We start from the raw sequence: 22,488 nt of genomic DNA, 5'->3' as shown, positions 1-22,488 counted from the left end.
CTGACCTGCGGTTCAGGGCGTGGGGACGGGTGCCTGCATGTGCCGGCTGATCCACTGGACCGACCCGTCCCCCATGCCCTGAACATAGGTCCTGGCGTTGTGCTCGCCGTCCTGGATGACCTGCAGCCGTGTCTTGACCGGGCCCTTGGTGTGATTCCGGATGAACGACTTCAGGTTCCTCGTCCCGGATTCCTTCGTACCGATCTGGAACGCCAGATAGACGGCGTTGTCCTTGGTGTCCGGCTTCGCGCCGAGGGCCTCGGCGAGCTTCTCGGGGTTGTTCGCCTGCTGCTCGGCGGCGTGTCCCGCCCACAACGGGGAGTCGGGCACGGTGTCCGGTCCCGAGGCGATGACGGCCTTGAACTTGTCGGGGTGCTGCAGCACGGACTTCAGCCCGACGAAGCCGCCGGAGGACGATCCCATGAAGGCCCAGCCGTCACGTGAGGTGAACGTACGAAAATTGGCCTTGACGAAATCGGGGACGTCCTCGGTCATCCACGTGCCCATTTTCGGCTGCCCCGGTATATCGCTGCCGTCGTAGTAATACTTGTCGTCCGGGTTGAGCACGGGCATCACGACGATGAACGGAAGGCTCTTTCCCTCCTGCGACCACCGGGTGATGCTGCTCTGCAGCTTCAGATCGGTGCCCATCCAGTAATTGTTCGGATATCCGTTGCCGCCGGGCAGCGCGATGAGTACGGGGAATCCGCTGTGCGCGTACGCGGGGTCGAAGTACTGCTTCGGCGCCCAGACCCAGACCTTCCCCGTGAAGCCGGACTTCCTGCCGTGCAGCGTCGTGACGCCGATCCTCGTGCCGTCCTCGATGGTGTTCTGAGTGGTGAACTCGGCCTTCGGGCCGGTCGGCATCAGGGTTTTGGCGGCAGCCTCGGCGGCTGCCCGGGAAGCGGCCCCGCCGTCCCGGGCCCCGCTCCTGCCGGACGGTCCGGACGGTGCGGAAGGTGCTGCCGCGGTGGCCGACGGGCCGTCGAAGGAGACCGGTTCCCCCTCGCACGAGCAGCCCGCGACGAGCGCGACGGAGCCGAGGGCGACGGCGGCCACGAGGGCCTTGGACGGACGCGGGCGGCGGCGATTCATGACGGACTCCGTACGGTGCGACTTCACGGTTGTTCGGTTGCTCGGTTGTGCGCTTGTTCGCTGTTTGCGGTGATTCCGTGTGTGGTGCGCGGTTTACGCCCAGAGAGATGGGGGACCGCGGCGTTCGGTTGGTCCGGGGGCGGGCCCAATCCTCGTGATCCGGCCCACGCCGCGTTCTAGGCTGTCCCGGACGGACGTCGCGGAATCGGGGGAGTTCATGCAGCCGCTGGAAGCGGGCGAGCCGCAGACCATCGGTGCGTACCGGCTGCTCGGCAGGCTCGGGGCCGGCGGCATGGGCCGGGTGTACCTGGCCCGCTCCGAGGGCGGTCGTACCGTCGCGGTCAAGATCGTTCATCCGCACTTCGCCCTCGACGAGCAGTTCCGGGAGCGGTTCCGGCGCGAGGTGGCGGCGGCGCGGCGGGTGGGCGGTGCCTGGACGGCTCCGGTGCTCGACGCGGACCCGGACGCGCCGGTTCCGTGGGTGGCGACCGGCTATGTGGCCGGGCCCTCGCTGGGGCAGGCCGTCACGGAGCACGGGCCGCTGCCGGAGCACACGGTACGGACGCTGGGCGCGGGCCTCGCGGAGGCGCTGGCCGCCGTCCACGCGCTGGACCTGGTCCACCGGGACGTCAAGCCCTCGAACGTCCTGCTCACGCTCGACGGCCCGCGCCTCATCGACTTCGGCATCGCCCGCGCGACGGACGGCACCGCCTCGCTCACGACGACCGGCGTCTCCGTCGGCTCGCCCGGCTACATGGCGCCCGAGCAGATCCTCGGCAGGGGCGCGGTGACGGGAGCGGCCGACGTCTTCTCGCTGGGCGCGGTCCTCGCGTACGCCGCGACCGGTGCGACCCCCTTCCCCGGCGACTCGTCGGCCGCCCTGCTCTACAAGGTCGTCCACGAGGAGCCGGAGCTGGGCAGTCTGACGGGGGAGCTGCGGGAGCTCGTCGCCGACTGCCTGGCCAAGGACCCGGCGGCGCGGCCGGCTCCGGAGGGCGTCGCCCGCCGGCTCGCACCGGGCGGCGCGGGAGCGCTTGTGTCGGGCGGCTGGCTGCCCGGCCCCCTGGTGGAGCAGGTCAGCCGGGCCGCGGTACGGCTCCTGGACCTGGAGCCCGCCCGGCCGGACCCGGCCGCGTCGGGGCCCGTGCCGTTCACCAGCCAGGCGCTGGGGGAGTTCGGCCCGCCGATCGAGCCCTCGTCGCTGTCGCCGCAGTCGCCGCAGTCGTCGCTGTCGCCTCTGCCGCCCGTGCCGTCGACCCCGCCGCCGGTGACCGATGCGGTGCCGCCGCAGCGCACGCCCGACGGCCGCCTCTCCGTCTCGGTGACCACCAGCACGGAACGCGACCGCCCCGGCGGCGCCCGCAAGGTGAGTTGCACGGTCGCCCTCGCCGTGGCGGGCGCACTGGCCGCGGTGACGGTCGGCGCGGGTGTCCTGTTCGACCTGTTCCCCGGCGGCAACGAGCCGAACGACATGGCGGCCGAGCCGCCGAAGTCGTCCCCGTCGACCACGCCGGCGGACGGCGGGACGGGCGGCGCGGTGAAGGACGTGCCGAAGGCGTTCGTCGGGACGTGGGAGGGAGCGATCACCGCAGCCGGTCTCCCCGCCGGGACGATGAAGGTCACCATCGAGGCAGGACGCACCGGTGAGCGGATCGGCAAGGCCGAACAGACCGACATCCTCGGCAACTTCATCTGCGAGGACCTGCTCACCGCCACCCGAGCCGACGCGACGACCCTCACCGTCGACGCGAAGCGCGGCCCGCGCAGCCAGGACATGTGCACGGAGAGCACGAAGGGCTTGCGTCTCGAACTGCGCGGCGGCACCCTGCGGTACGTCTCCGCCGACGCCCGCGCCGGAAACCCGGCAGGCGATCTGGCGAAGCAGCGCTGAGAGCGGGCAGGGCCGAGAGCAGGCAGGGCCGAAGGCGGACAGCGCTGATACGAGGTCATGTCCCCGTCGGTGGGTGTGACGGAAGCCGGCCGAAAGCGCTGGCGTAGGCTGTTTCGGACCGTCCAGACCCCGCGAAAGGTGACCCCCGGTGACCGAGAAGGCCGACCTTCAGTCCGTCCTGGACCGTGCCGCCGAGGGCGGGCGGATCACCGCCGAAGAGGCGCTCGATCTCTACCGGTCCGCGCCGCTGCACGCGCTGGGCGCCGCGGCCGATGCCGTACGCCGCCGCCGCTACGCCGGTACGGAGCACATCGCGACGTACATCATCGAGCGCAACATCAACTACACCAACGTGTGTGTCACGGCCTGCAAGTTCTGCGCCTTCTACGCCGCGCCCAAGGACACCGCGAAGGGCTGGACCCGCGACCTCGACGACATCCTGCGGCGCTGCGCCGAGACCGTCGAGCTGGGCGGCACCCAGATCATGTTCCAGGGCGGCCACCACCCGGACTACGGCGTCGAGTACTACGAAGAGCACTTCGCCGCCATCAAGAAGAACTTCCCGCAGCTGGTCATCCACTCCCTCGGCGCTTCCGAGGTCGAGCACATGGCCCGCATCTCCGGTGTCTCCGTCGAGGAGGCGATCTCCCGCATCCACGCCGCCGGTCTCGACTCCTTCGCGGGCGCCGGCGCGGAGCTGCTGCCCGAGCGGCCGCGCAAGGCGATCGCGCCGCTGAAGGAGTCCGGCGAGCGCTGGCTGGAGATCATGGAGACCGCGCACCGGCTGGGCGTGGAGTCCACGTCCACGATGCTGATGGGCACGGGCGAGACCAACGCCGAGCGCATCGAGCACATGCGGATGATCCGCGACGTGCAGGACCGGACCGGTGGCTTCCGGGCCTTCATCCCGTACACGTACCAGCCGGAGAACAACCACCTCAAGGGCCGTACGCAGGCCACGATCTTCGAGTACCTGCGGATGATCGCGATCGCCCGGCTCTTCTTCGACAACGTCGCCCACATCCAGGGCTCGTGGCTGACCACGGGCAAGGAGATCGGGCAGCTGTCCCTCCACTACGGCGCGGACGACCTCGGCTCGATCATGCTGGAGGAGAACGTCGTCTCCTCGGCCGGAGCCAAGCACCGCTCCAACCGCCAGGAGATCATCGACCTGATCCGCAGGGCGGGCCGCGTCCCGGCGCAGCGCGCGACGACGTACGAGCACATCGTCGTCCACGACGACCCGGCGAACGACCCGGTCGACGAGCGCGTGGCGTCGCACATCTCGTCGACGGCGATCGAGGGCGGCACGGCGCATCCGGAGCTGAAGCTGCTGAGCGCCAACTGAGCGCGGCTGCGGGGCTGCTGTGCTGACGATCCACGTCGCGGACGCTCTGTTCGGCGTCCCCGGCCGGGGGACCGGTGACGCGGTGGCGGTGGACGGCGGGCTGATCGTCGCGGCCGGCGCGTACGACGAGATCGTCCGCGCCCGGCCGCAGGCGCGGGTGCGCCGCTGGCCCGGGCTGCTGACCCCGGGGCTGCTGAACGCGGACGCCGCTTCCCTGCTGGAGGCCGCCTACCATCCGGACCCGCGTGAGGCGGACACCCTCGGCACCGAACCGCTGACCGGCGACGCACTGGCCGCCCTGGACCTGGACGAGGCGCGCTGGGGTGCCAGTGCGCGCAGAGGGCTGCAGCGCATGCTGCGCCACGGCACGACGGCGGTCGCGGGCCCCTTCACCCGGCCCGCGGTACGCGCCGCCGTCGAGCGCTCGGGCCTGCGGGTGCGCGCGCCGCGTCAGGGCCGGGAGGCGGGGACCCCCTCGCTCGACCCGTTCGCGGTGCGCCCGCTCAGCGCGGTGCTCGACGGGGAGCTGCGGGCCGGAGGCCCGGCCGACTTCGCCGTCTTCGACGTGCCCGTCGACGAACTCCCGGCGCAGGCGCTGCGTACGCACGGCGCGGCGAGCTGCGTCGCGACCGTGCTCGCCGGCCGCCTGGTCCACCGGGCCCGCTGAGTCCCCCGCGCGTCCCGCGTGCCCTGCCCGAGGCGCGGTGGGGGGCGGGCGGCACAATGGGGGCGTGACCCGAGCCTCTCTGGACAAGCAGCCGCACGAAGTCGCCTCCATGTTCGATGGTGTGGCGGCGAACTACGACCTCACCAATGACGTGCTCTCGCTCGGCCAGGACCGGCGCTGGCGCAAGGAGGTCGCCAAGGCGGTCGACGCGCGCCCCGCCCAGAAGATCCTCGACCTCGCCGCCGGCACCGGCACCTCCTCGCTGCCGTTCACCCGCACCGGCGCGTACGTCGTGCCCTGCGACTTCTCGCTCGGCATGCTCAGCGAGGGCAAGAAGCGGCACCCCTGGCTGCCGCTGACCGCGGGCGACGCGACGAAGCTTCCGTTCCAGGACGACGTCTTCGACGCCGTCACGATCTCCTTCGGCCTGCGCAACGTGCACGACACGGACCAGGCGCTGCGCGAGCTGTACCGGGTGACCAAGCCGGGCGGGCGGGTCGTGATCTGCGAGTTCTCGCACCCGACCTGGGCGCCGTTCCGGACCGTGTACGAGGAGTACCTGATGCGGGCGCTGCCGCCCGTGGCCCGCGCGGTGTCGTCCAACCCGGACGCGTACGTCTACCTCGCCGAGTCGATCCAGTCGTGGCCCGAACAGGCCGGGCTCGCCGGGCTGCTGCAGAAGGCAGGCTGGTCGAAGGTGGCGTGGCGGAACCTGAGCGGCGGGATCGTGGCGCTGCACCGCGGCACCAAGCCCCAGTAGGACCCGGCCGGCGCACGTCCATGGACTACCAGGCACTGCTGGAGCGGATCGCGGCGGACGTGGCCCCGCTGGTCGGCAGCGGGACCCCCGCCGAGTACATCCCGGCCCTCGCCTCCGTCGACCGGGACCGCTTCGGCATCGCCGTCGCCGATCTCGACGGCAAGGTGTACGGAACCGGCGACTGGGAACACCCCTTCTCCACCCAGTCCGTCACCAAGGTCTTCGCCCTCGCCCTCGCGCTCTCCCTCGGTGGCGACGACCTGTGGGACCGGGTGGGCCGCGAGCCGTCCGGCAACCCGTTCAACTCGCTCGTCCAGCTGGAGTACGAGAACGGCATTCCGCGCAATCCGTTCATCAACGCGGGCGCGCTCGTCGTCACCGACCGGCTGCTGACCCTCACCGGCGACGCGAGCAGCGAACTCCTTGAGTTCCTGCGGGCGGAGAGCGGGAACCCGGACATCGCCTTCGACCCGGAGGTCGCCGCGTCGGAGTCCGAGCACGGCGACCGCAACGCGGCCCTGGCCCACTTCATGGCCTCGTACGGAACCATCGCCAACCCCGTCCCGGCGCTCCTCGAGGACTATTTCTGGCAGTGCTCGATCGAGATGAGCTGCGCCGATCTGGCCCTGGCGGCCCGCTTTCTGGCCCGGCACGGGCTGCGGGCGGACGGGACGCGGCTGCTGAGCCGTAGCGAGGCGAAGCAGGTCAACGCGGTGATGCTCACCTGCGGGACGTACGACGCGGCAGGCGAGTTCGCCTACCGGGTCGGGCTGCCGGGCAAGAGCGGAGTCGGCGGCGGGATCGTCGCCGTCGTCCCGGGCCGCTGCACGCTGTGCGTGTGGAGCCCGGGGCTCGACCGGCACGGCAACTCGGTGGCGGGCATGGCGGCGCTGGACCGGTTCACGACGCTGACCGGGCTCTCGGTCTTCTAGCGGTCCGGCCCGCACCTGCGCCCGGTCCACCGGACCCTCCCGGGCCGTGACGACGACCAGCGGCAGTGCCGCCGGGGCGAAGCCGGTGGTGCCGGGCCGAGGGCCTCGACCACGCCCGCCGGGTCCGGTCCGAGGGCCTGCGGCCGGCTACAGGGCGAGCCGGAAGCAGTAGGCCGTGCGCACGGAGTCCCGCATGCCGAACGTTTCGGCGAGCTCCATGCCCAGCCGCCGCGTCACGGCGATCGACCGCTCGTTGCGGGAATCGACCATCGCGACCACCGAAGGGACGTCCGCCTCCCGCAGCCTCTCCAGAGTGATCAGGGCGGCGGCGGTCGCGTAACCGCGCCCCCAGTACGCGCGCGCCAGCCGCCAGCCGATCTCGATCTCGCCGACCGGGCCGAAGGACGTGTGCGGCCACGGCTGCGCGCCGGTGAAGCCGATGACCTCGCCCTCGGCGTCCAGCATCGTCCACAGGCAGTAGCCGCGCTCCGCATCGTGTCTGCGCTGCCGGGCGGTCAGCTCCTCGTACACGGACAACTCCGCGGGCGCGCCCCCGTGGAACTCCATGACCTCGGGGTCCGCGAAGACCCGGTGCCAGGCCAGGGCGTCCTCGTCGGTGGGCACACGCAACTGCACGACCGGTGCGGCGGGAAGCGTTTCGCTCATGGGACAGCCCTTCGGTTCGTGGATCAGTACGCCCCCATAGACTGCACAGGTCCAGTGCTTTTAAGCATGCGAAAAATCGAGTCTTCGGGAGACCACGTCGTGACCGAGCCACTCACCGAGCACACCGCAGATGTGATCGTCGTCGGCGCGGGCCCGGCCGGTTCCACGACCGCCTACTACTTGGCCAAGGCCGGCCTCGACGTACTCCTGCTGGAGAAGACCGCGTTCCCGCGCGAGAAGGTCTGCGGCGACGGCCTCACCCCGCGCGCCACCAAGCAACTCGTCGCCATGGGCATCGACATCTCCGAAGAGGCGGGCTGGCTGCGCAACAAGGGCCTGCGCATCATCGGCGGCGGCGTGCGGCTCCAGCTCGACTGGCCCGAACTCGCCAGCTACCCGGACTACGGACTCGTGCGCAAGCGTGACGACTTCGACGAGCAGCTGGCCCGTCAGGCGCAGAAGGCGGGCGCGCGGCTGTACGAGCGCTGCAATGTGCAGGCGCCCGTCATCGACGACCGCACGGGCCGGATCACCGGCGTCACCGCCAAGCTCGGCGAGGAGAAGACCCCGGTCACCTTCCATGCCCCGCTCGTCGTCGCCGCCGACGGCAACTCCACCCGGCTGTCCCTCGCGATGGGGCTGCACCGCCGCGAGGACCGCCCGATGGGCGTCGCGGTGCGTACGTACTTCACCAGCCCGCGGCACGACGACGACTACCTGGAGTCGTGGCTGGAGCTGTGGGACCGCCGCGGCCCCGGCGAGGACCGGCTGCTGCCCGGCTACGGCTGGATCTTCGGCATGGGCGACGGCACGTCCAACGTCGGGCTCGGCGTCCTCAACACCTCCGCCTCCTTCAAGGAGCTGGACTGGCGCGAGGTCCTCAAGGCCTGGTGCGCCTCGATGCCCGAGGACTGGGGTTACGTCCCCGAGAACATGACGGGCCCGATCCGCGGTGCCGCCCTGCCGATGGCCTTCAACCGGCAGCCCCACTACACGCGCGGTCTGCTGCTCGTCGGCGACGCGGGCGGGCTGGTCAACCCGTTCAACGGTGAGGGCATCGCGTACGCCATGGAGTCCGGCCAGATCGCCGCCGACGTCATCGTGCAGGCCCACGCCCGCTCGACCCCGGCGCAGCGCGAACTCGCCCTGCGGAACTACCCGAAGATCCTCAAGGACACCTACGGCGGCTACTACACGCTCGGCCGTGCCTTCGTGAAGCTCATCGGCAACCCGAAGGTCATGAAGATCGCGACGCAGCGCGGACTGACGCACCCGGTGCTGATGAAGTTCACGCTGAAGATGCTCGCGAACCTCACCGACCCGACGGGCGGCGACGCGATGGACCGCATCATCAACGGGCTGAGCAAGGTGGCCCCGAAGGCCTGAGCCACGGCCGTGCGAGCGGTGTGATGGGTGCGGGGCGAACGCGGTGTGAGGATGCTGTGGCCGCCCCCGCCCACCGCTTCCCGGGAGCCTCCCGGATCCCTAGCCTGCCGTGTCCATGACGCTCAGTGGACAGAGCAGCAGTGGACAGACACGCAGACGCTTCTTAACCACCACCGGCGGCGCTCTCGGCGCCGCCGCCCTCGCGACCCGGGCCGCGGCCTCCTCCGGGGCCGGCCGCGTCGCCGTCCTCGGCGGCGGTGTCTCCGGACTCACCGCCGCCCATGAACTCGCCGAGCGCGGCTATGCCGTGACGGTCTACGAGTACTACGACGTGCTCGGCGGCAAGGCCCGCTCCATGGACGTCCCCGGCACCGGCAGCGGCGGCCGCAAACCGCTCCCGGGCGAGCACGGCTTCCGGTTCATCCCCGGCTTCTACCGCAATCTGCCGGACACCCTGCGCCGGATCCCGTACACCGGCAACGCGAACGGCGTCCACGACAATCTGCGCTCCGGCACCGAGACCCTCTTCGCCCGCTCCGGCGGCCGCGCCGATCTGCACTTCCCGCTGCGGCGCGTCACCACCCCGCCCCGGCCCCAGGACCTCACGCCCGACTGGATCCGCGACCAGTTGCTCTCCGTCCTCCAGCTGGCCACGAACATGCCGGCGTACGAGCTCGGCTACTTCGTCAACCGGCTCCTCGTCTTCCTCACCAGCTGCGAGGCCCGTCGCGACCGGCAGTGGGAGAGAGTCCCCTGGTGGGACTTCATCCGCGCCGAGGACTTCAGCGAGGAGTACCAGCGGGTCTTCGGCATCGGCCAGAGCCGCAACCTCACCGCCACCAGGGCCGAGGAGTCGTCGACGCGCACCGTCGCCGGCGTCTACATGGAGAACTTCCTCGTCTTCGGGCTGCTGGGACTCGGCCACGACGGAGACATCGACCGGGTGCTGTGCGGCCCGACGAACGAGGCGTGGCTCGACCCGTGGACCGCGCATCTGCGCTCCCTCGGCGTGGAGTTCGTGACGTCCACCCAGGTCCGGGAGGTGCTGTACGGGAACGGCCGGGTCATCGGAGTGGGCGTGAGCGCGCCGGACGGCACCGGAAGCCGTGTCGTCACCGCCGACCACTACCTCTCCGCGCTGCCGGTCGAGCACGCCAGGCCCACCTGGGGTCCCGCGCTGAGGGCCGCCGATCCACAGCTGGCGCGGTGCGATGCGCTGCGGACCGACTGGATGGTAGGGGTCCAGTTCTATCTGCGCACGCCCAGCCCGATGGTCCACGGGCACGTGAACTGCCTGGACTCGCCCTGGTCGGTCACCGCCGTCGGGCAGGCGCAGTTCTGGGACGGGCACGACTTCCCCGCCGAGTACGGGGACGGGCGTGCCGTCGACTGCGTCTCGGCCATCGCCTCCGAGTGGGACAAGCCGGGCATTCTCTACGGCAAGCCCGCAAAGCAGTGCACGAAGGAGGAGTTCGTCGCCGAGGTCTGGGCCCAGCTGACGGAGGCCGTCGGCACCGCGGGTGATCCCGTGCTGAAGGACGAGGACCGGCTGGGCTGGTTCATGGATCCTGCCGTCACGGGCATGGGCGGTCCGAATCCGGCCAACCGGGAGCAATTGCTCATTCATCCGGTCGGCTCGCTGCACCACCGGCCGTCCGCGAGGACCCGCGTGCCGAACTTCTTCCTGGCCGGGGACTACATCCGCACCGGGATGAACCTGGCGTCGATGGAAGGCGCCAACGAGGCGGCCCGGCATGCCGTCAACGCCCTGCTCGATGCGGACGGCTCGGCGGAAGGGCGGTGCGCCACCTGGGGCCACTACCGGCCGCCGGAGCTGGAACCCCTCAAGCGCGTCGACGAGCTGCGGTGGCGGCTCGGGCTGCCGAATACCTTCGATCTAGGGTGATTTCGGGCGTACGGCTACAGAGCGGATGCGCAAAAGGCCACCGCCCCGGGCGGGGAGGCGGTGGCCTTCGTGCGTGTGTGATCGGTGCTCAGAGCACCCGGACCGCACCGCTCGCCGGGTAGCCCGACAGGTCCTGGATAACGACGCCCTTGCTGGGGTTGGCGGCGTCGAGGTACTGGCCGTCGCCGATGTAGACGCCGACGTGGTACGCCGAGCCGGCGCCGCCCCAGTACAGGATGTCGCCGACCTGGACGTTGTCCAGGGAGACCTGGGTGCCGGCGACCGACTGGTCCTGCGAGACGCGGGGGAGGTCCACGCCGACCTGGCGGTAGGCGGCCTGGACGAGGCTGGAGCAGTCCCAGGCGTTGGGGCCGGTGGCGCCCATGACGTAGGCGTCGCCGAGCTGCGCCTTGAGGAAGGAGATGACGGTCCCGACGGAGCCGGACGGGGTCGACGTGCTCCGGGCGGAGAGGGTGGTGCGCTCGGACGAGCGGGAGGCGCGCTCCTGGGCCTCGGCGCGGGCGGCCTCCTCGGCCTTCTTCTCGGCCTCGGCCTTGCGGACGGCCTCGTCCTTGGCCTTCTTCGCGGCCTTGGCGGCCTTCGTCGCGGCCGCGTTCTCCTGCGTCTGCAGCTGGGCGTCGAGGGCGGCCTGCTGGGTCGACTCGGCGGACAGGGCGACGGCGGTCGCGAGCGCGGGCGACTCGAGGGTGAGCGCAGGCATCTCGATGGTCTCGGTCACCGGCTCGGCGTTCGCCGGCCCGGCGCTACCGGCCACCGCGATGGTGCTGAGGACGCCACCGGCAACTCCGGCCCGGAGCGCGAGCGTCGAGGCGCTGCGGGGGCGGGGCTTCCGGTGGCTTCGTATGTGAGCGGTGTGGGACATGAGTACAACCGCTATCAAGGACCGACGGTTCCCTTCAAGAAACGTGTGTTGCGCCACAGTTACGTTCGGAATCCCGTAATCCGCTTTCCTGGAACCCTTATTGACGCCGTAACGGGCAAAACGGGCATCACCCATCAGGCCTGTGATCATGGGCTTTCAGTAAAAGGTCCGGATTGCCCGCCGCTTACCACCCCTTCACACCGATGGCCAAGCCCCGAATTCCGGAGCGCACACGAGAGTGGCGCAGGTCACAGAATGGTCACCGCTGGACGCGCTCCGGAATCGCGGGCTCCGGAGCCGGCCGGGGGTCACGGGGGAGTCGGTCGGGGGTCGTGGCGCGAGGTGTCCCCGGGTTCATGTCGGGAGCGACCCGTGATCGCGGTGCGAGATGTCCCGGTGTGTTCGTCGGGAGCGGTCCGGGTGGCGATGGAGGTGTTCCGGATCCGCGGTGGAGCCTGCCCAGGATCCGTGAACGGATGCACGCGTCCACCTCCGTCCCGGAGGCCCCTCGCTCGGGTGACGGGCGTCCTCTACCACCCCTCCCGGCACCTCGCGAATTTGCGTGTAGATAGCACTCCTGATAGTGGCGCCACCGCTCTGACCAGCGGCAACGCGGCGCCGAATCACTTCTTGTAGTCACTCGTGCGCTTCGCGTGCAAGATCACCGCTCATCCGACTTCATGATCCTTCGTCAGGTGGTGGAGATCACAAAGACGTTGTCACACCCCGTGTCGCAGATCACAGACCGGCAGGCATAGGATGCGGAGCAGTCGGGCTTGTGAACTGCCTCACATATGCACGATCTTCGCGAGGCGGCGAGACGGATGCCCGGTGCGGTCCAACGGTCAAGGACGACTGGAAGGAGCGAGGAGCGTGAATGCCTACGCGCCCATTCTCGTGCTCGGCGCCCTAGGGGCAGGCTTTGCGATCTTCTCCGTGGTCATGGCCACGCTTATCGGCCCGAAGCGCTACAACCGGGCGAAGCTCGAGGCGTACGAATGCGGCATCGAGCCGACGCCGCATCCGGCCGGAGGCGGCCGCTTCCCCATCAAGTACTACCTGACGGCGATGCTCTTCATCATTTTCGATATCGAGATCGTCTTCCTCTATCCCTGGGCCGTCACCTTCGACGCCCTGGGGATCTTCGGGCTCGTGGAGATGCTGCTCTTCGTGCTCACCGTCTTCGTCGCCTACGCGTACGTATGGCGGCGCGGCGGCCTGGAATGGGACTGAGGGGCTGAGGAGCACACCAATGGGACTCGAAGAGAAACTTCCGAGCGGCTTTCTGCTGACCACCGTCGAACAGGCCGCGGGCTGGGTGCGCAAGGCGTCCGTCTTCCCCGCCACCTTCGGCCTGGCCTGCTGTGCCATCGAGATGATGACGACCGGCGCAGGGCGGTACGACCTGGCCCGCTTCGGGATGGAGGTCTTCCGTGGCTCCCCGCGGCAGGCCGACCTGATGATCGTCGCCGGCCGGGTGAGCCAGAAGATGGCGCCCGTCCTGCGCCAGGTCTACGACCAGATGCCCAATCCCAAGTGGGTCATCTCCATGGGGGTTTGCGCATCTTCGGGCGGGATGTTCAACAATTACGCGATTGTGCAGGGTGTTGACCACATTGTTCCCGTTGACATCTATTTGCCGGGCTGCCCTCCGCGGCCGGAGATGCTGATGGACGCGATCCTCAAGCTCCATCAGAAGATCCAGACCTCCAAGCTCGGCGTGAACGCGGAAGAAGCGGCCCGCGAGGCGGAGGAAGCGGCCCTCAAAGCGCTCCCGACGATCGAGATGAAGGGGCTGCTGCGATGAGCGACGCACGCGACGACCAGCCGAACCCCGAGAAGGAGCTCAGCGCGCAGAACCTGCCGGGGCAGCGCGGTGAGCACGGCGAGGAGATCCGCGTCCAGCGCGGCATGTTCGGCGCCAACAGCGGCGGCGACACCTCCGGTTACGGCGGGCTCGTCCGCTCCGTTCGCCTGCCCGGCGCGGCCACGCGGCCGTACGGCGGCTGGTTCGACGAGGTCGCCGACGAGCTCGAGGGCGCCCTGGAGGAGCAGGACCTCGTTCCCGAGACCGCGATCGAGAAGACCGTCGTCGACCGGGACGAACTCACCTTCCACGTCGCGCGCGAGCACCTCGTCCGCGTCGCCAGGACGCTGCGCGACGACCCGGCGCTGCGCTTCGAGCTCTGTACGGGCGTGAGCGGCGTCCACTACCCCGGCGACAAGGGCCGCGAGCTGCACGCCGTCTACCACCTGCGCTCGATCACCCACGGCCGGCTGATCCGCCTGGAGGTCAGCGCCCCGGACACGGACCCGCACGTCCCGTCGCTCGTCGAGGTCTATCCGACCAACGACTGGCACGAGCGCGAGACCTACGACTTCTTCGGCCTGATCTTCGACGGCCACCCCGCCCTCACCCGGATCATGATGCCGGACGACTGGCAGGGCTTCCCGCAGCGCAAGGACTACCCCCTCGGCGGCATCCCCGTCGAGTACAAGGGCGCCCAGATCCCGGCTCCGGACCAGCGGAGGTCGTACTCATGACAACCCCATCGGCCCACCCGTCTCCCGGCCACCACGCCTCATCGGGTCCCTCCGGCACGCCCCTTTCGACGGCACGCGAGACGACCGAGGGGACTGTATATACAGTCACCGGCGGCGACTGGGACGAGGTCGTCCAGACCGCGGCCAAGGCGGACGACGAGCGCATCGTCGTCAACATGGGTCCGCAGCACCCGTCCACCCATGGAGTGCTCCGCCTCATCCTGGAGATCGACGGCGAGACGGTCACCGAGGCCCGCTGCGGCATCGGCTATCTGCACACCGGCATCGAGAAGAACCTCGAGTACCGGACCTGGACGCAGGGCACGACCTTCGTCACGCGCATGGATTATCTGACGCCGTTCTTCAACGAGACGGCGTACTGCCTCGCGGTCGAGAAGCTGCTCGGCATCGAGGACCAGATCCCGGACCGGGCGACGATCATCCGCGTCCTGCTGATGGAGCTCAACCGGCTCTCCTCGCACCTGGTGTGCATCGCCACCGGCGGCATGGAGCTCGGCGCCACCACGATCATGATCTACGGATTCCGTGATCGTGAACTCATTCTCGACATCTACGAACTCATCACCGGCCTGCGGATGAACCACGCGTACATCCGCCCCGGCGGTCTCGCCCAGGACCTGCCCCCGGGCGCCGTGGACCAGATCCGCGAGTTCGTGAAGAAGATGAAGAAGAACCTTCCCGAGTACGACAAGCTCGCCACCGGGAACCCGATCTTCAAGGGCCGGATGCAGGACATCGGCTACCTCGACCTGGCCGGCTGCATGGCGCTCGGTGCGACGGGACCGATCCTGCGCTCCACCGGCCTCCCGCACGACCTGCGCAAGACCGACCCGTACTGCGGCTACGAGACGTACGACTTCGACGTCCCCACCGCCGACACCTGCGACGCCTACGGCCGCTTCCTCATCCGGCTCGAGGAGATGCGGCAGTCCTTGCGGATCGTCGAGCAGTGCTTGGACCGGCTCGCCCCCGGCCCGGTCATGGTCGAGGACAAGAAGATCGCCTGGCCCGCGCAGCTCGCCCTCGGGCCGGACGGACTCGGCAACTCCCTCGACCACATCAAGAAGATCATGGGCACCTCCATGGAGGCCCTGATCCACCACTTCAAGCTGGTGACCGAGGGCTTCCGGGTCCCGGCCGGGCAGGCGTACGCGGCCGTCGAATCGCCCAAGGGCGAGCTCGGCGTCCATGTCGTCTCCGACGGCGGCACCCGCCCCTACCGGGTCCACTTCCGCGACCCGTCCTTCACCAATCTGCAGGCCATGGCGGCGATGTGCGAGGGCGGCCAGGTCGCCGACGTCATTGTCGCCGTCGCGTCCATCGACCCCGTGATGGGAGGCGTCGACCGGTGACAGACGTATCGCTCGGGATGCCACAGCTCCCCGCCCCCGAATACCCGGCGGAGGTGCGCGAGCGGCTGGCGGCGGATGCCAAGGAGATCATCGGCCGCTACCCGGACAGCCGGTCCGCACTGCTGCCCCTGCTGCACCTCGTGCAGTCGGAGGAGGGCTACGTCACCCGCACCGGGATGCGGTTCTGCGCGGACATGCTGGAGCTGACGACGGCGGAGGTCACGGCCGTCGCCACCTTCTACACCATGTACCGGCGCAAGCCCTCCGGCGACTACCAGGTGGGGGTCTGCACCAACACGCTCTGCGCGGTGATGGGCGGCGACGCCATCTTCTCGGAGCTCAAGGAACACCTCGGCGTCGGCAACGGGGAGACCACCGACGACGGCAAGATCACCCTCGAGCACATCGAGTGCAACGCGGCCTGCGACTTCGCGCCCGTCGTGATGGTCAACTGGGAATTCTTCGACAACCAGACCCCCGAGTCCGCACGGCAGCTCGTCGACGACCTGCGGGCCGGACAGACCGTCGAACCCACCCGCGGCGCCCCCCTGTGCACCTTCAAGGAGACCGCGCGGATGCTGGCCGGCTTCCCCGACGGGCGCCCCGGCGCCGTCGAGGCGACCGGCGGAGCGGGCCCCGCGTCCCTGATCGGCCTGCGGCTGGCCAAGGGCGAGTCCCCCCACCCGCGCGTGGTCCACCCGCGCGGCGCCGCTCCGCAGGGCGAGTCGCCGGGCGGGCATCCCAGCTCGCACGACGCACCGCAGCAGACATCGGCGTCCGACCCGGCCCACCCGGCCGGCCCGGTGACCGAGGAGGGGGAGTGATGACCGTGTCCACCGAGTACGGGGCCGAGGCCGGCGGCGGGACGAGCCCCGAGAAGCTGCTCGCTCCCGTCCTGTCCGCCTTCTGGGACGAGCCCGAGTCCTGGACCCTGGAGACGTACCGGCGCCACGAGGGCTACCAGGGCCTGCGCAAGGCCCTCGCGATGGCCCCGGACGACCTCATCGCGTACGTCAAGGACTCCGGACTGCGCGGCCGCGGCGGCGCCGGCTTCCCCACCGGAATGAAGTGGCAGTTCATTCCCCAGGGCGACGGCAAGCCGCACTACCTCGTGGTCAACGCCGACGAGTCGGAGCCCGGGACCTGCAAGGACATCCCGCTCCTCTTCGCCAACCCGCACTCCCTCATCGAGGGGATCGTGATCGCCTGCTACGCGATCCGGTCCAACCACGCCTTCATCTATCTGCGCGGCGAGGTCGTGCCCGTACTGCGCAGGCTGCACGAGGCCGTGCGCGAGGCGTACGAGGCCGGCTTCCTCGGCACGAACATCCTCGGCAGCGGACTCGACCTCGAAGTCACCGTGCACGCGGGCGCGGGCGCGTACATCTGCGGTGAGGAGACCGCACTGCTCGACTCGCTGGAGGGCCGGCGCGGCCAGCCCCGGCTGCGTCCCCCCTTCCCCGCGGTCGCCGGTCTGTACGCGTGCCCCACTGTGGTGAACAACGTCGAGTCCATCGCGTCGGTTCCCGCGATCCTCAACCGGGGCAAGGACTGGTTCAGATCGATGGGCAGCGAGAAGTCCCCGGGCTTCACGCTCTACTCGCTCAGCGGCCATGTCGCCCAGCCCGGCCAGTACGAGGCCCCGCTCGGCGTCACCCTGCGCCAACTGCTCGACATCAGCGGCGGAATGCGCCCCGGCCACCGGCTCAAGTTCTGGACGCCGGGCGGCTCCTCCACGCCGATGTTCACCGACGAGCACCTCGACGTCCCGCTGGACTACGAGGGCGTGGGCGCCGCCGGATCGATGCTCGGCACCAAGGCGCTGCAGTGCTTCGACGAGACGACCTGTGTCGTACGGGCCGTCACGCGCTGGACCGAGTTCTACGCCCACGAGTCCTGCGGCAAGTGCACGCCATGCCGTGAAGGCACGTACTGGCTCGTCCAGTTGCTCCGTGACATCGAAAGCGGGGCGGGCTCCATGGAGGACCTCGACAAGCTCAACGACATCGCCGACAACATCAACGGCAAGTCGTTCTGCGCCCTCGGCGACGGTGCCGCCTCGCCGATCTTCTCGTCGCTCAAGTACTTCCGCGACGAGTACGAGCAGCACGTCCGCGGCAAGGGCTGCCCCTTCGATCCGGCCGCGTCCACCGCGTGGGCGGACCGGCACGACGACAACACGGCGGTGAACGCATGACTGTGACGACTGGCGCTCCCTCCGGGAGCGGTGAGGCCGCCGTCCCGCCGGAGGACCTGGTCACCCTGACCATCGACGGCGTCGAGATCTCCGTGCCCAAGGGCACCCTGGTCATCCGCGCCGCCGAACTGCTCGGCATCGAGATCCCCCGGTTCTGCGACCACCCCCTCCTCGACCCCGCCGGCGCCTGCCGGCAGTGCATCGTCGAGGTCGAGGGCCAGCGCAAGCCGATGGCCTCCTGCACCATCACCTGCACCGACGGCATGGTCGTCAAGTCGCAGCTCACCTCGCCCGTCGCCGAGAAGGCGCAGAAGGGCGTGATGGAGCTGCTGCTCATCAACCACCCCCTCGACTGCCCGGTGTGCGACAAGGGCGGCGAGTGCCCGCTGCAGAACCAGGCCGTCTCGCACGGCCAGGCCGACTCCCGCTTCGACGGCAAGAAGCGGACGTACGAGAAGCCGGTCCACATCTCCTCGCAGGTGCTGCTCGACCGCGAGCGCTGCGTCCTGTGCGCCCGCTGCACCCGCTTCTCGAACCAGGTCGCCGGCGACCCGATGATCGAGCTGCTCGAGCGGGGCGCGCTCCAGCAGGTCGGCACGGGCGAGGGCGACCCCTTCGAGTCGTACTTCTCCGGGAACACCATCCAGATCTGCCCGGTCGGCGCGCTGACCTCGGCGGCGTACCGGTTCCGCGCCCGCCCCTTCGACCTCGTCTCGTCGCCGTCCGTCTGCGAGCACTGCGCGGGCGGCTGCGCGACCCGCACCGACCACCGGCGCGGCAAGGTCATGCGGCGGCTCGCCGCCAACGACCCCGAGGTCAACGAGGAGTGGATCTGCGACAAGGGGCGGTTCGCCTTCCGCTACGCCCAGCAGCGCGACCGGCTCACCACTCCGCTCGTCCGCAACCAGGACAGCGGTGAGCTGGAGCCGGCGAGCTGGCCGGAGGCCCTGGAGGCCGCGGCCACCGGGCTCTCGGCGGCGCGCGGCCGGGCGGCGGTGCTGACCGGCGGGCGGCTCACGGTCGAGGACGCGTACGCGTACGCCAAGTTCGCCCGGGTCGCCCTCGACACCAACGACGTCGACTTCCGGGCGCGCGTGCACTCCTCCGAGGAGGCCGACTTCCTGGCCTCGTCGGTCGCGGGGCGCGGGCGGGACCTGGACCGGACGGGTGTCACGTACACCTCGCTCGAGAAGGCTCCGGCCGTGCTGCTCGCGGGCTTCGAGTCCGAGGAGGAGGCCCCCGGCGTCTTCCTCCGGCTCCGCAAGGCCGCCCGCAAGCACGGACAGCGGACCTTCGCCCTCGCCACGCACGCCACGCGCGGCCTGACGAAGGCAGCGGGCGTCCTGCTGCCCGCCGCACCCGGCACCGAGACCGAGTGGCTGAACGCGCTCGCCTCCGGCACCGGGCTCGACGGGGACGGCGCGACGGCCGCCGAGGCGCTGCGCGCCGAGGGGGCCGTGATCGTCGTCGGCGAGCGGCTCGCCGCAGCGCCGGGCGCCCTGACGGCGGCGGTACGGGCGGCGACCGCGACCGGCGCCGAGCTGGTGTGGATCCCGCGCCGGGCCGGCGAGCGCGGCGCGGTCGAGGCGGGCGCCATCCCGACGCTGCTGCCCGGCGGCCGTCCCGCCACCGACCCGCGGGCCCGCGAGGAGACCGCGGTGGCCTGGGGCGTCCGCGAACTCCCGCACCGCTACGGCCGCGACACCGGCCAGATCGTCGAGGCGGCGGCCACCGGCGAACTGGGCGCCCTGGTCGTCGCGGGCGTCGAGGTCGCCGACCTGCCCGACCCCGCACGCGCCCGCGAGGCGCTCGACGCGGTCGGCTTCCTGGTCTCCCTGGAGCTGAGGCCGACCGAGATCACCGCGCGGGCCGATGTGGTCTTCCCGGTCGCGGCCGTCGCCGAGAAGCCCGGCACCTTCCTCAACTGGGAAGGCAGGGCCCGGATGTTCGAGGCCGCGCTGAAGCCCGACCAGATGACCCGCCCGCTCGCGCCGACCGACGCGCGGGTGCTGCACATGCTCGCCGACGCCCTGGACGTCCACCTGGCGCTGCCGGATCTGCGGTCCGTACGACGCGAGATGGACCGGCTCGGCGCATGGGGCGGGCCGAAAGCGGGCGAGCCCGCCGAGTCCGCCCGGCCGCTGCCCCGCCCCGGCGAGGGCGAGGCGGTCCTCGCCGGCCACCGGATGCTGCTCGACCAGGGACTCCTCCAGGAGGGCGACGAGGCGCTGGCCGGGACCCGGCACGCCGCGGTCGCCCGGCTCTCCGCCGCCACCGCGGTCGAGACCGGAGTCAAGGACGGCGACGCCCTCGCCGTCACCGGACCCGCCGGTTCCGTACACCTCCCGCTCCAGGTGACCGAGATGCCCGACCGCGTGGTCTGGCTCCCGCTCAACTCGACCGGCGGCGGCGTGCTGAGCGACACGGGCGTCCGCCCCGGCGAACTGGTCCGCATCGGCCCTGCGGCGCCGAAGGCCGCCGCGCTCGACGCACCGGAGGTGCAGTCGTGACCGAGTTCTCCCGTAGCCATCCGGGTCCGGTGCCGAGCGCCGAGAGCCGTACGGCCGTCGCCGAGGGGCTGCGGTCCCTGCGCGCCCGCGCCCCTCATGGAGGTGGAGGCATGACCACGCACAGGCCCGGGGCGTTCCGCTCCCGGCCGCACGCCGGCCCGGCGCTGTGCGCCGCGGACGGCCCGGCCCGCCGCACGGCAGCCGCGCGCGGACACGTTGTCCGGCCGGCCGCAGCCACGGCCCTCCCCGTACCGGAGGTGCACGCATGAACCCGGCACTCCTCGCCGCCGAGGACCTCTCGCTGTTCGGGCGGGACCCCTGGTGGCTCGTCGTCATCAAGGCGGTCTTCTGCTTCGCCTTCCTGATGGTGACCGTGCTGTTCTCCATCGTGTGGGAGCGCAAGGTCGTCGCCTGGATGCAGCTGCGCATCGGGCCGAACCGGCACGGCCCCTGGGGCCTCCTCCAGTCCCTCGCGGACGGCGTCAAGCTGATGCTCAAGGAGGACGTGATCGTCAAGCGTGCGGACAAGGTGGTCTACGTCCTCGCGCCGATCGTCGCGGCGATCCCGGCCTTCATGGCGATCGCCGTGATCCCCTTCGGCCCCGCGGGCAACGAGATCTCGATCTTCGGCCAGCGGACCACGATGCAGCTCACCGACCTGCCGATCGCGATGCTCTACATCCTCGCGGTCGCCTCGGTCGGCATCTACGGCATCGTGCTGGCGGGCTGGTCGTCCGGCTCGACGTACCCGCTGCTCGGCGGACTGCGCTCCTGCGCGCAGATGATCTCGTACGAGATCGCCATGGGCGCCGCCTTCGCCTCGGTCTTCCTCTACTCCGGGTCGATGTCGACCTCGGCGATCGTGGAGGCCCAGGCGGACCGCTGGTACATCCTGCTGCTGCCGGTCTCGTTCCTGATCTACATCGTGACGATGGTCGGCGAGACGAACCGGGCCCCGTTCGACATGCCGGAGTCCGAGGGCGACCTGGTCGGCGGCTTCAACACCGAGTACTCGTCGATCAAGTTCGCCCTGTTCATGCTCGCCGAGTACGTCAACATGGTCACCGTCTCGGCGGTCTCGGTCACCCTCTTCCTGGGCGGCTGGCGGGCCCCGTACCCGATCAGCACCTTCTGGGAGGGCGCGAACCACGGCTGGTGGCCGATGCTCTGGTTCGTCATCAAGGTGCAGCTGCTGCTGTTCCTCTTCATCTGGCTGCGCGGCACGCTCCCACGCGTCCGCTACGACCAGCTGATGAAGCTCGGCTGGAAGGTGCTCATCCCGGTCTCGGTCGTCTGGCTGATGCTCGTCGCGACCGTACGGGCGCTGCGCAACGAGGGCCAGGACTTCTCGCAGATCGTGCTCTACGTCGGCGCGGCGGTCCTCGGCGTACTGCTGCTGTCCTTCGTCGCCGACCTCTTCCGCGGCAGGAAGGAACGGGCCGACAAGGAGGCGGCAGCGGAAAAGGCGGCCGTGTCCAGGGAGTTCGACCCGATGGCCGGCGGGTTCCCGGTGCCGCCGCTGCCCGGGCAGGAGTTGCCGCCGGTGCCTCGCAGGCGGCCGCGCCGCGACCGCGAGTTGATTGTCAGTGGTGGCGTGAATACTGACAGTGACGGTCCTCGTGACGGAAAGGAGGCTGACGGTGTCTGAGCGATCCGAGGAACCCGAGAGCACGTTCCAGAATCCGGTTGCCGGCTTCGGCGTGACCTTCAAGGCCATGTTCAAGAAGGGGCTGACCGAGCAGTACCCGGAGCAGCAGAAGACGACGGCGCCGCGCTTCCACGGCCGGCACCAGCTCAACCGGCACCCGGACGGGCTGGAGAAGTGCGTCGGCTGCGAGCTGTGCGCCTGGGCCTGTCCCGCGGACGCCATCTATGTGGAGGGCGCGGACAACACGGACGAGGAGCGCTACTCACCGGGCGAGCGGTACGGGCGGGTCTACCAGATCAACTACGCCCGCTGCATCCTCTGCGGGCTGTGCATCGAGGCCTGCCCGACCCGCGCGCTCACGATGACCAACGAGTTCGAGCTCGCCGACAGCTCCCGAGAGAACCTGATCTACACCAAGGAGCAGCTGCTCGCGGGACTCGAGCCCGGCATGGTCGACACCCCGCACGCGATCTACCCCGGCACGGACGAGCAGGACTACTACCGGGGCCTTGTCACCGAGGCCGCGCCGGGCACGGAGCGCCAGGTCGCCACCTCCCAGGGCGAGAAGCCGGACCAGGAGGTCGACGCATGAGTTTCCTGAGTCAACCTCTATGCCGCCAGAGGCGTGTCGGCGGGCGTGCTGATCTTGTTGTTGGCCTGGTGGGTGACGGGGTCGTAGCAG

At 70.4% G+C, this 22,488-nt stretch carries 20 protein-coding genes; 17 read left to right on the top strand and 3 right to left on the bottom strand.

Annotation, left to right across the window (positions count from 1 at the left end; translation table 11 throughout):
- Positions 1-12: 12 nt before the first annotated feature.
- A complete protein-coding gene (locus ACFV9O_RS21010; protein ID WP_385420046.1) occupies positions 13-1,095 on the bottom strand; it encodes an alpha/beta hydrolase in 1,083 nt (360 codons plus the stop codon).
- Between the two features lie 217 nt (positions 1,096-1,312).
- Here ACFV9O_RS21010 and ACFV9O_RS21005 point away from each other — a divergent pair, with 217 nt between their 5' ends.
- The 5 genes from ACFV9O_RS21005 (at position 1,313) to ACFV9O_RS20985 (ending at position 6,693) form a co-directional block, all read left to right on the top strand.
- Positions 1,313-2,986: a serine/threonine-protein kinase gene (locus ACFV9O_RS21005; protein ID WP_385420044.1), complete on the top strand. Its 1,674-nt coding sequence runs from the start codon at positions 1,313-1,315 to the stop codon at positions 2,984-2,986.
- Between the two features lie 148 nt (positions 2,987-3,134).
- Complete coding sequence (gene mqnC / locus ACFV9O_RS21000; RefSeq protein WP_385420042.1) at positions 3,135-4,334, top strand: cyclic dehypoxanthinyl futalosine synthase; 1,200 nt, start codon at positions 3,135-3,137, stop codon at positions 4,332-4,334.
- Positions 4,335-4,353: 19 nt separating this feature from the next.
- Positions 4,354-5,001, top strand: a complete 648-nt coding sequence (locus ACFV9O_RS20995; RefSeq protein ID WP_385420041.1) for a hypothetical protein — start codon at positions 4,354-4,356, stop codon at positions 4,999-5,001.
- A gap of 64 nt (positions 5,002-5,065) precedes the next feature.
- Positions 5,066-5,761 carry a demethylmenaquinone methyltransferase gene (locus ACFV9O_RS20990; protein WP_385420039.1) on the top strand — a complete coding sequence of 232 codons (696 nt, stop codon included), beginning with the start codon at positions 5,066-5,068 and terminating at the stop codon, positions 5,759-5,761.
- Between the two features lie 20 nt (positions 5,762-5,781).
- The gene (locus tag ACFV9O_RS20985) at positions 5,782-6,693 is read left to right on the top strand and encodes a glutaminase (protein ID WP_385420037.1); all 912 of its coding nucleotides are present in this window, start codon (positions 5,782-5,784) and stop codon (positions 6,691-6,693) included.
- A 147-nt stretch (positions 6,694-6,840) separates the two neighbouring features.
- On the opposite strand, the gene ACFV9O_RS20980 is transcribed toward ACFV9O_RS20985, so the two are convergent.
- Positions 6,841-7,359: a GNAT family N-acetyltransferase gene (locus ACFV9O_RS20980; RefSeq protein WP_385420035.1), complete on the bottom strand. Its 519-nt coding sequence runs from the start codon at positions 7,357-7,359 to the stop codon at positions 6,841-6,843.
- A gap of 66 nt (positions 7,360-7,425) precedes the next feature.
- Between ACFV9O_RS20980 and ACFV9O_RS20975 the strand changes: the two genes are divergently transcribed.
- Both ACFV9O_RS20975 and ACFV9O_RS20970 read left to right on the top strand, forming a co-directional pair.
- On the top strand, positions 7,426-8,745 hold the full coding sequence (locus tag ACFV9O_RS20975) for a geranylgeranyl reductase family protein (protein WP_385420033.1): 1,320 nt from the start codon (positions 7,426-7,428) through the stop codon (positions 8,743-8,745).
- A 115-nt stretch (positions 8,746-8,860) separates the two neighbouring features.
- Complete coding sequence (locus ACFV9O_RS20970) at positions 8,861-10,651, top strand: FAD-dependent oxidoreductase (RefSeq protein ID WP_385420031.1); 1,791 nt, start codon at positions 8,861-8,863, stop codon at positions 10,649-10,651.
- Between the two features lie 88 nt (positions 10,652-10,739).
- On the opposite strand, the gene ACFV9O_RS20965 is transcribed toward ACFV9O_RS20970, so the two are convergent.
- A complete protein-coding gene (locus ACFV9O_RS20965) occupies positions 10,740-11,534 on the bottom strand; it encodes a C40 family peptidase (protein ID WP_385420029.1) in 795 nt (264 codons plus the stop codon).
- Between the two features lie 873 nt (positions 11,535-12,407).
- Here ACFV9O_RS20965 and ACFV9O_RS20960 point away from each other — a divergent pair.
- The 10 genes from ACFV9O_RS20960 to nuoI are packed head-to-tail and all read left to right on the top strand — an operon-like array spanning position 12,408 to position 22,398.
- On the top strand, positions 12,408-12,767 hold the full coding sequence (locus ACFV9O_RS20960; RefSeq protein WP_351226729.1) for an NADH-quinone oxidoreductase subunit A: 360 nt from the start codon (positions 12,408-12,410) through the stop codon (positions 12,765-12,767).
- A gap of 19 nt (positions 12,768-12,786) precedes the next feature.
- Complete coding sequence (locus ACFV9O_RS20955; protein WP_003998928.1) at positions 12,787-13,341, top strand: NADH-quinone oxidoreductase subunit B family protein; 555 nt, start codon at positions 12,787-12,789, stop codon at positions 13,339-13,341.
- Positions 13,338-14,078, top strand: coding sequence for an NADH-quinone oxidoreductase subunit C (locus tag ACFV9O_RS20950; protein ID WP_385420027.1), 741 nt, complete (start codon positions 13,338-13,340; stop codon positions 14,076-14,078). The genes ACFV9O_RS20955 and ACFV9O_RS20950 overlap by 4 nt, the downstream gene beginning before the upstream one ends.
- A complete protein-coding gene (locus tag ACFV9O_RS20945) occupies positions 14,075-15,451 on the top strand; it encodes an NADH-quinone oxidoreductase subunit D (RefSeq protein ID WP_385420025.1) in 1,377 nt (458 codons plus the stop codon). The genes ACFV9O_RS20950 and ACFV9O_RS20945 overlap by 4 nt, the downstream gene beginning before the upstream one ends.
- Before the next feature lie 17 nt (positions 15,452-15,468).
- Positions 15,469-16,275: an NADH-quinone oxidoreductase subunit NuoE gene (nuoE, locus tag ACFV9O_RS20940; RefSeq protein WP_385420169.1), complete on the top strand. Its 807-nt coding sequence runs from the start codon at positions 15,469-15,471 to the stop codon at positions 16,273-16,275.
- Positions 16,275-17,648 (top strand): NADH-quinone oxidoreductase subunit NuoF, encoded by a 1,374-nt coding sequence (gene nuoF / locus ACFV9O_RS20935; protein WP_385420023.1) that lies wholly within the window; start codon positions 16,275-16,277, stop codon positions 17,646-17,648. Before nuoE ends, nuoF begins: the two co-directional genes overlap by 1 nt.
- Positions 17,645-20,158: an NADH-quinone oxidoreductase subunit G gene (locus ACFV9O_RS20930; protein ID WP_385420022.1), complete on the top strand. Its 2,514-nt coding sequence runs from the start codon at positions 17,645-17,647 to the stop codon at positions 20,156-20,158. Before nuoF ends, ACFV9O_RS20930 begins: the two co-directional genes overlap by 4 nt.
- Positions 20,155-20,427, top strand: coding sequence for a hypothetical protein (locus ACFV9O_RS20925; RefSeq protein WP_385420020.1), 273 nt, complete (start codon positions 20,155-20,157; stop codon positions 20,425-20,427). The genes ACFV9O_RS20930 and ACFV9O_RS20925 overlap by 4 nt, the downstream gene beginning before the upstream one ends.
- On the top strand, positions 20,424-21,806 hold the full coding sequence (gene nuoH, locus ACFV9O_RS20920) for an NADH-quinone oxidoreductase subunit NuoH (protein ID WP_385420018.1): 1,383 nt from the start codon (positions 20,424-20,426) through the stop codon (positions 21,804-21,806). The genes ACFV9O_RS20925 and nuoH overlap by 4 nt, the downstream gene beginning before the upstream one ends.
- Positions 21,799-22,398: an NADH-quinone oxidoreductase subunit NuoI gene (gene nuoI / locus ACFV9O_RS20915; RefSeq protein ID WP_385420016.1), complete on the top strand. Its 600-nt coding sequence runs from the start codon at positions 21,799-21,801 to the stop codon at positions 22,396-22,398. Before nuoH ends, nuoI begins: the two co-directional genes overlap by 8 nt.
- The last annotated feature ends 90 nt before the right edge of the window (positions 22,399-22,488 follow it).

The sequence above is a fragment of the Streptomyces sp. NPDC059909 genome, assembly GCF_042730885.1.
In the GTDB taxonomy this organism is placed as follows: Bacteria; Actinomycetota; Actinomycetes; order Streptomycetales; family Streptomycetaceae; genus Streptomyces.
This window is presented reverse-complemented; position numbering and strand designations above follow the sequence as displayed.

Coding starts and splice junctions, on each gene's coding strand:
- ACFV9O_RS21010 (WP_385420046.1), bottom strand. CDS start 1,095: ATGAATCGCCGCCGCCCGCGTCCGTCCAAGGCCCTCGTGGCCGCCGTC.
- nuoF (WP_385420023.1), top strand. CDS start 16,275: ATGACCGTGTCCACCGAGTACGGGGCCGAGGCCGGCGGCGGGACGAGC.
- ACFV9O_RS20930 (WP_385420022.1), top strand. CDS start 17,645: ATGACTGTGACGACTGGCGCTCCCTCCGGGAGCGGTGAGGCCGCCGTC.
- ACFV9O_RS21005 (WP_385420044.1), top strand. CDS start 1,313: ATGCAGCCGCTGGAAGCGGGCGAGCCGCAGACCATCGGTGCGTACCGG.
- ACFV9O_RS20945 (WP_385420025.1), top strand. CDS start 14,075: ATGACAACCCCATCGGCCCACCCGTCTCCCGGCCACCACGCCTCATCG.
- ACFV9O_RS20980 (WP_385420035.1), bottom strand. CDS start 7,359: ATGAGCGAAACGCTTCCCGCCGCACCGGTCGTGCAGTTGCGTGTGCCC.
- ACFV9O_RS20965 (WP_385420029.1), bottom strand. CDS start 11,534: ATGTCCCACACCGCTCACATACGAAGCCACCGGAAGCCCCGCCCCCGC.
- ACFV9O_RS20985 (WP_385420037.1), top strand. CDS start 5,782: ATGGACTACCAGGCACTGCTGGAGCGGATCGCGGCGGACGTGGCCCCG.
- ACFV9O_RS20975 (WP_385420033.1), top strand. CDS start 7,426: ATGCGAAAAATCGAGTCTTCGGGAGACCACGTCGTGACCGAGCCACTC.
- nuoE (WP_385420169.1), top strand. CDS start 15,469: ATGCCACAGCTCCCCGCCCCCGAATACCCGGCGGAGGTGCGCGAGCGG.
- nuoH (WP_385420018.1), top strand. CDS start 20,424: ATGAACCCGGCACTCCTCGCCGCCGAGGACCTCTCGCTGTTCGGGCGG.
- ACFV9O_RS20950 (WP_385420027.1), top strand. CDS start 13,338: ATGAGCGACGCACGCGACGACCAGCCGAACCCCGAGAAGGAGCTCAGC.
- ACFV9O_RS20970 (WP_385420031.1), top strand. CDS start 8,861: ATGACGCTCAGTGGACAGAGCAGCAGTGGACAGACACGCAGACGCTTC.
- ACFV9O_RS20955 (WP_003998928.1), top strand. CDS start 12,787: ATGGGACTCGAAGAGAAACTTCCGAGCGGCTTTCTGCTGACCACCGTC.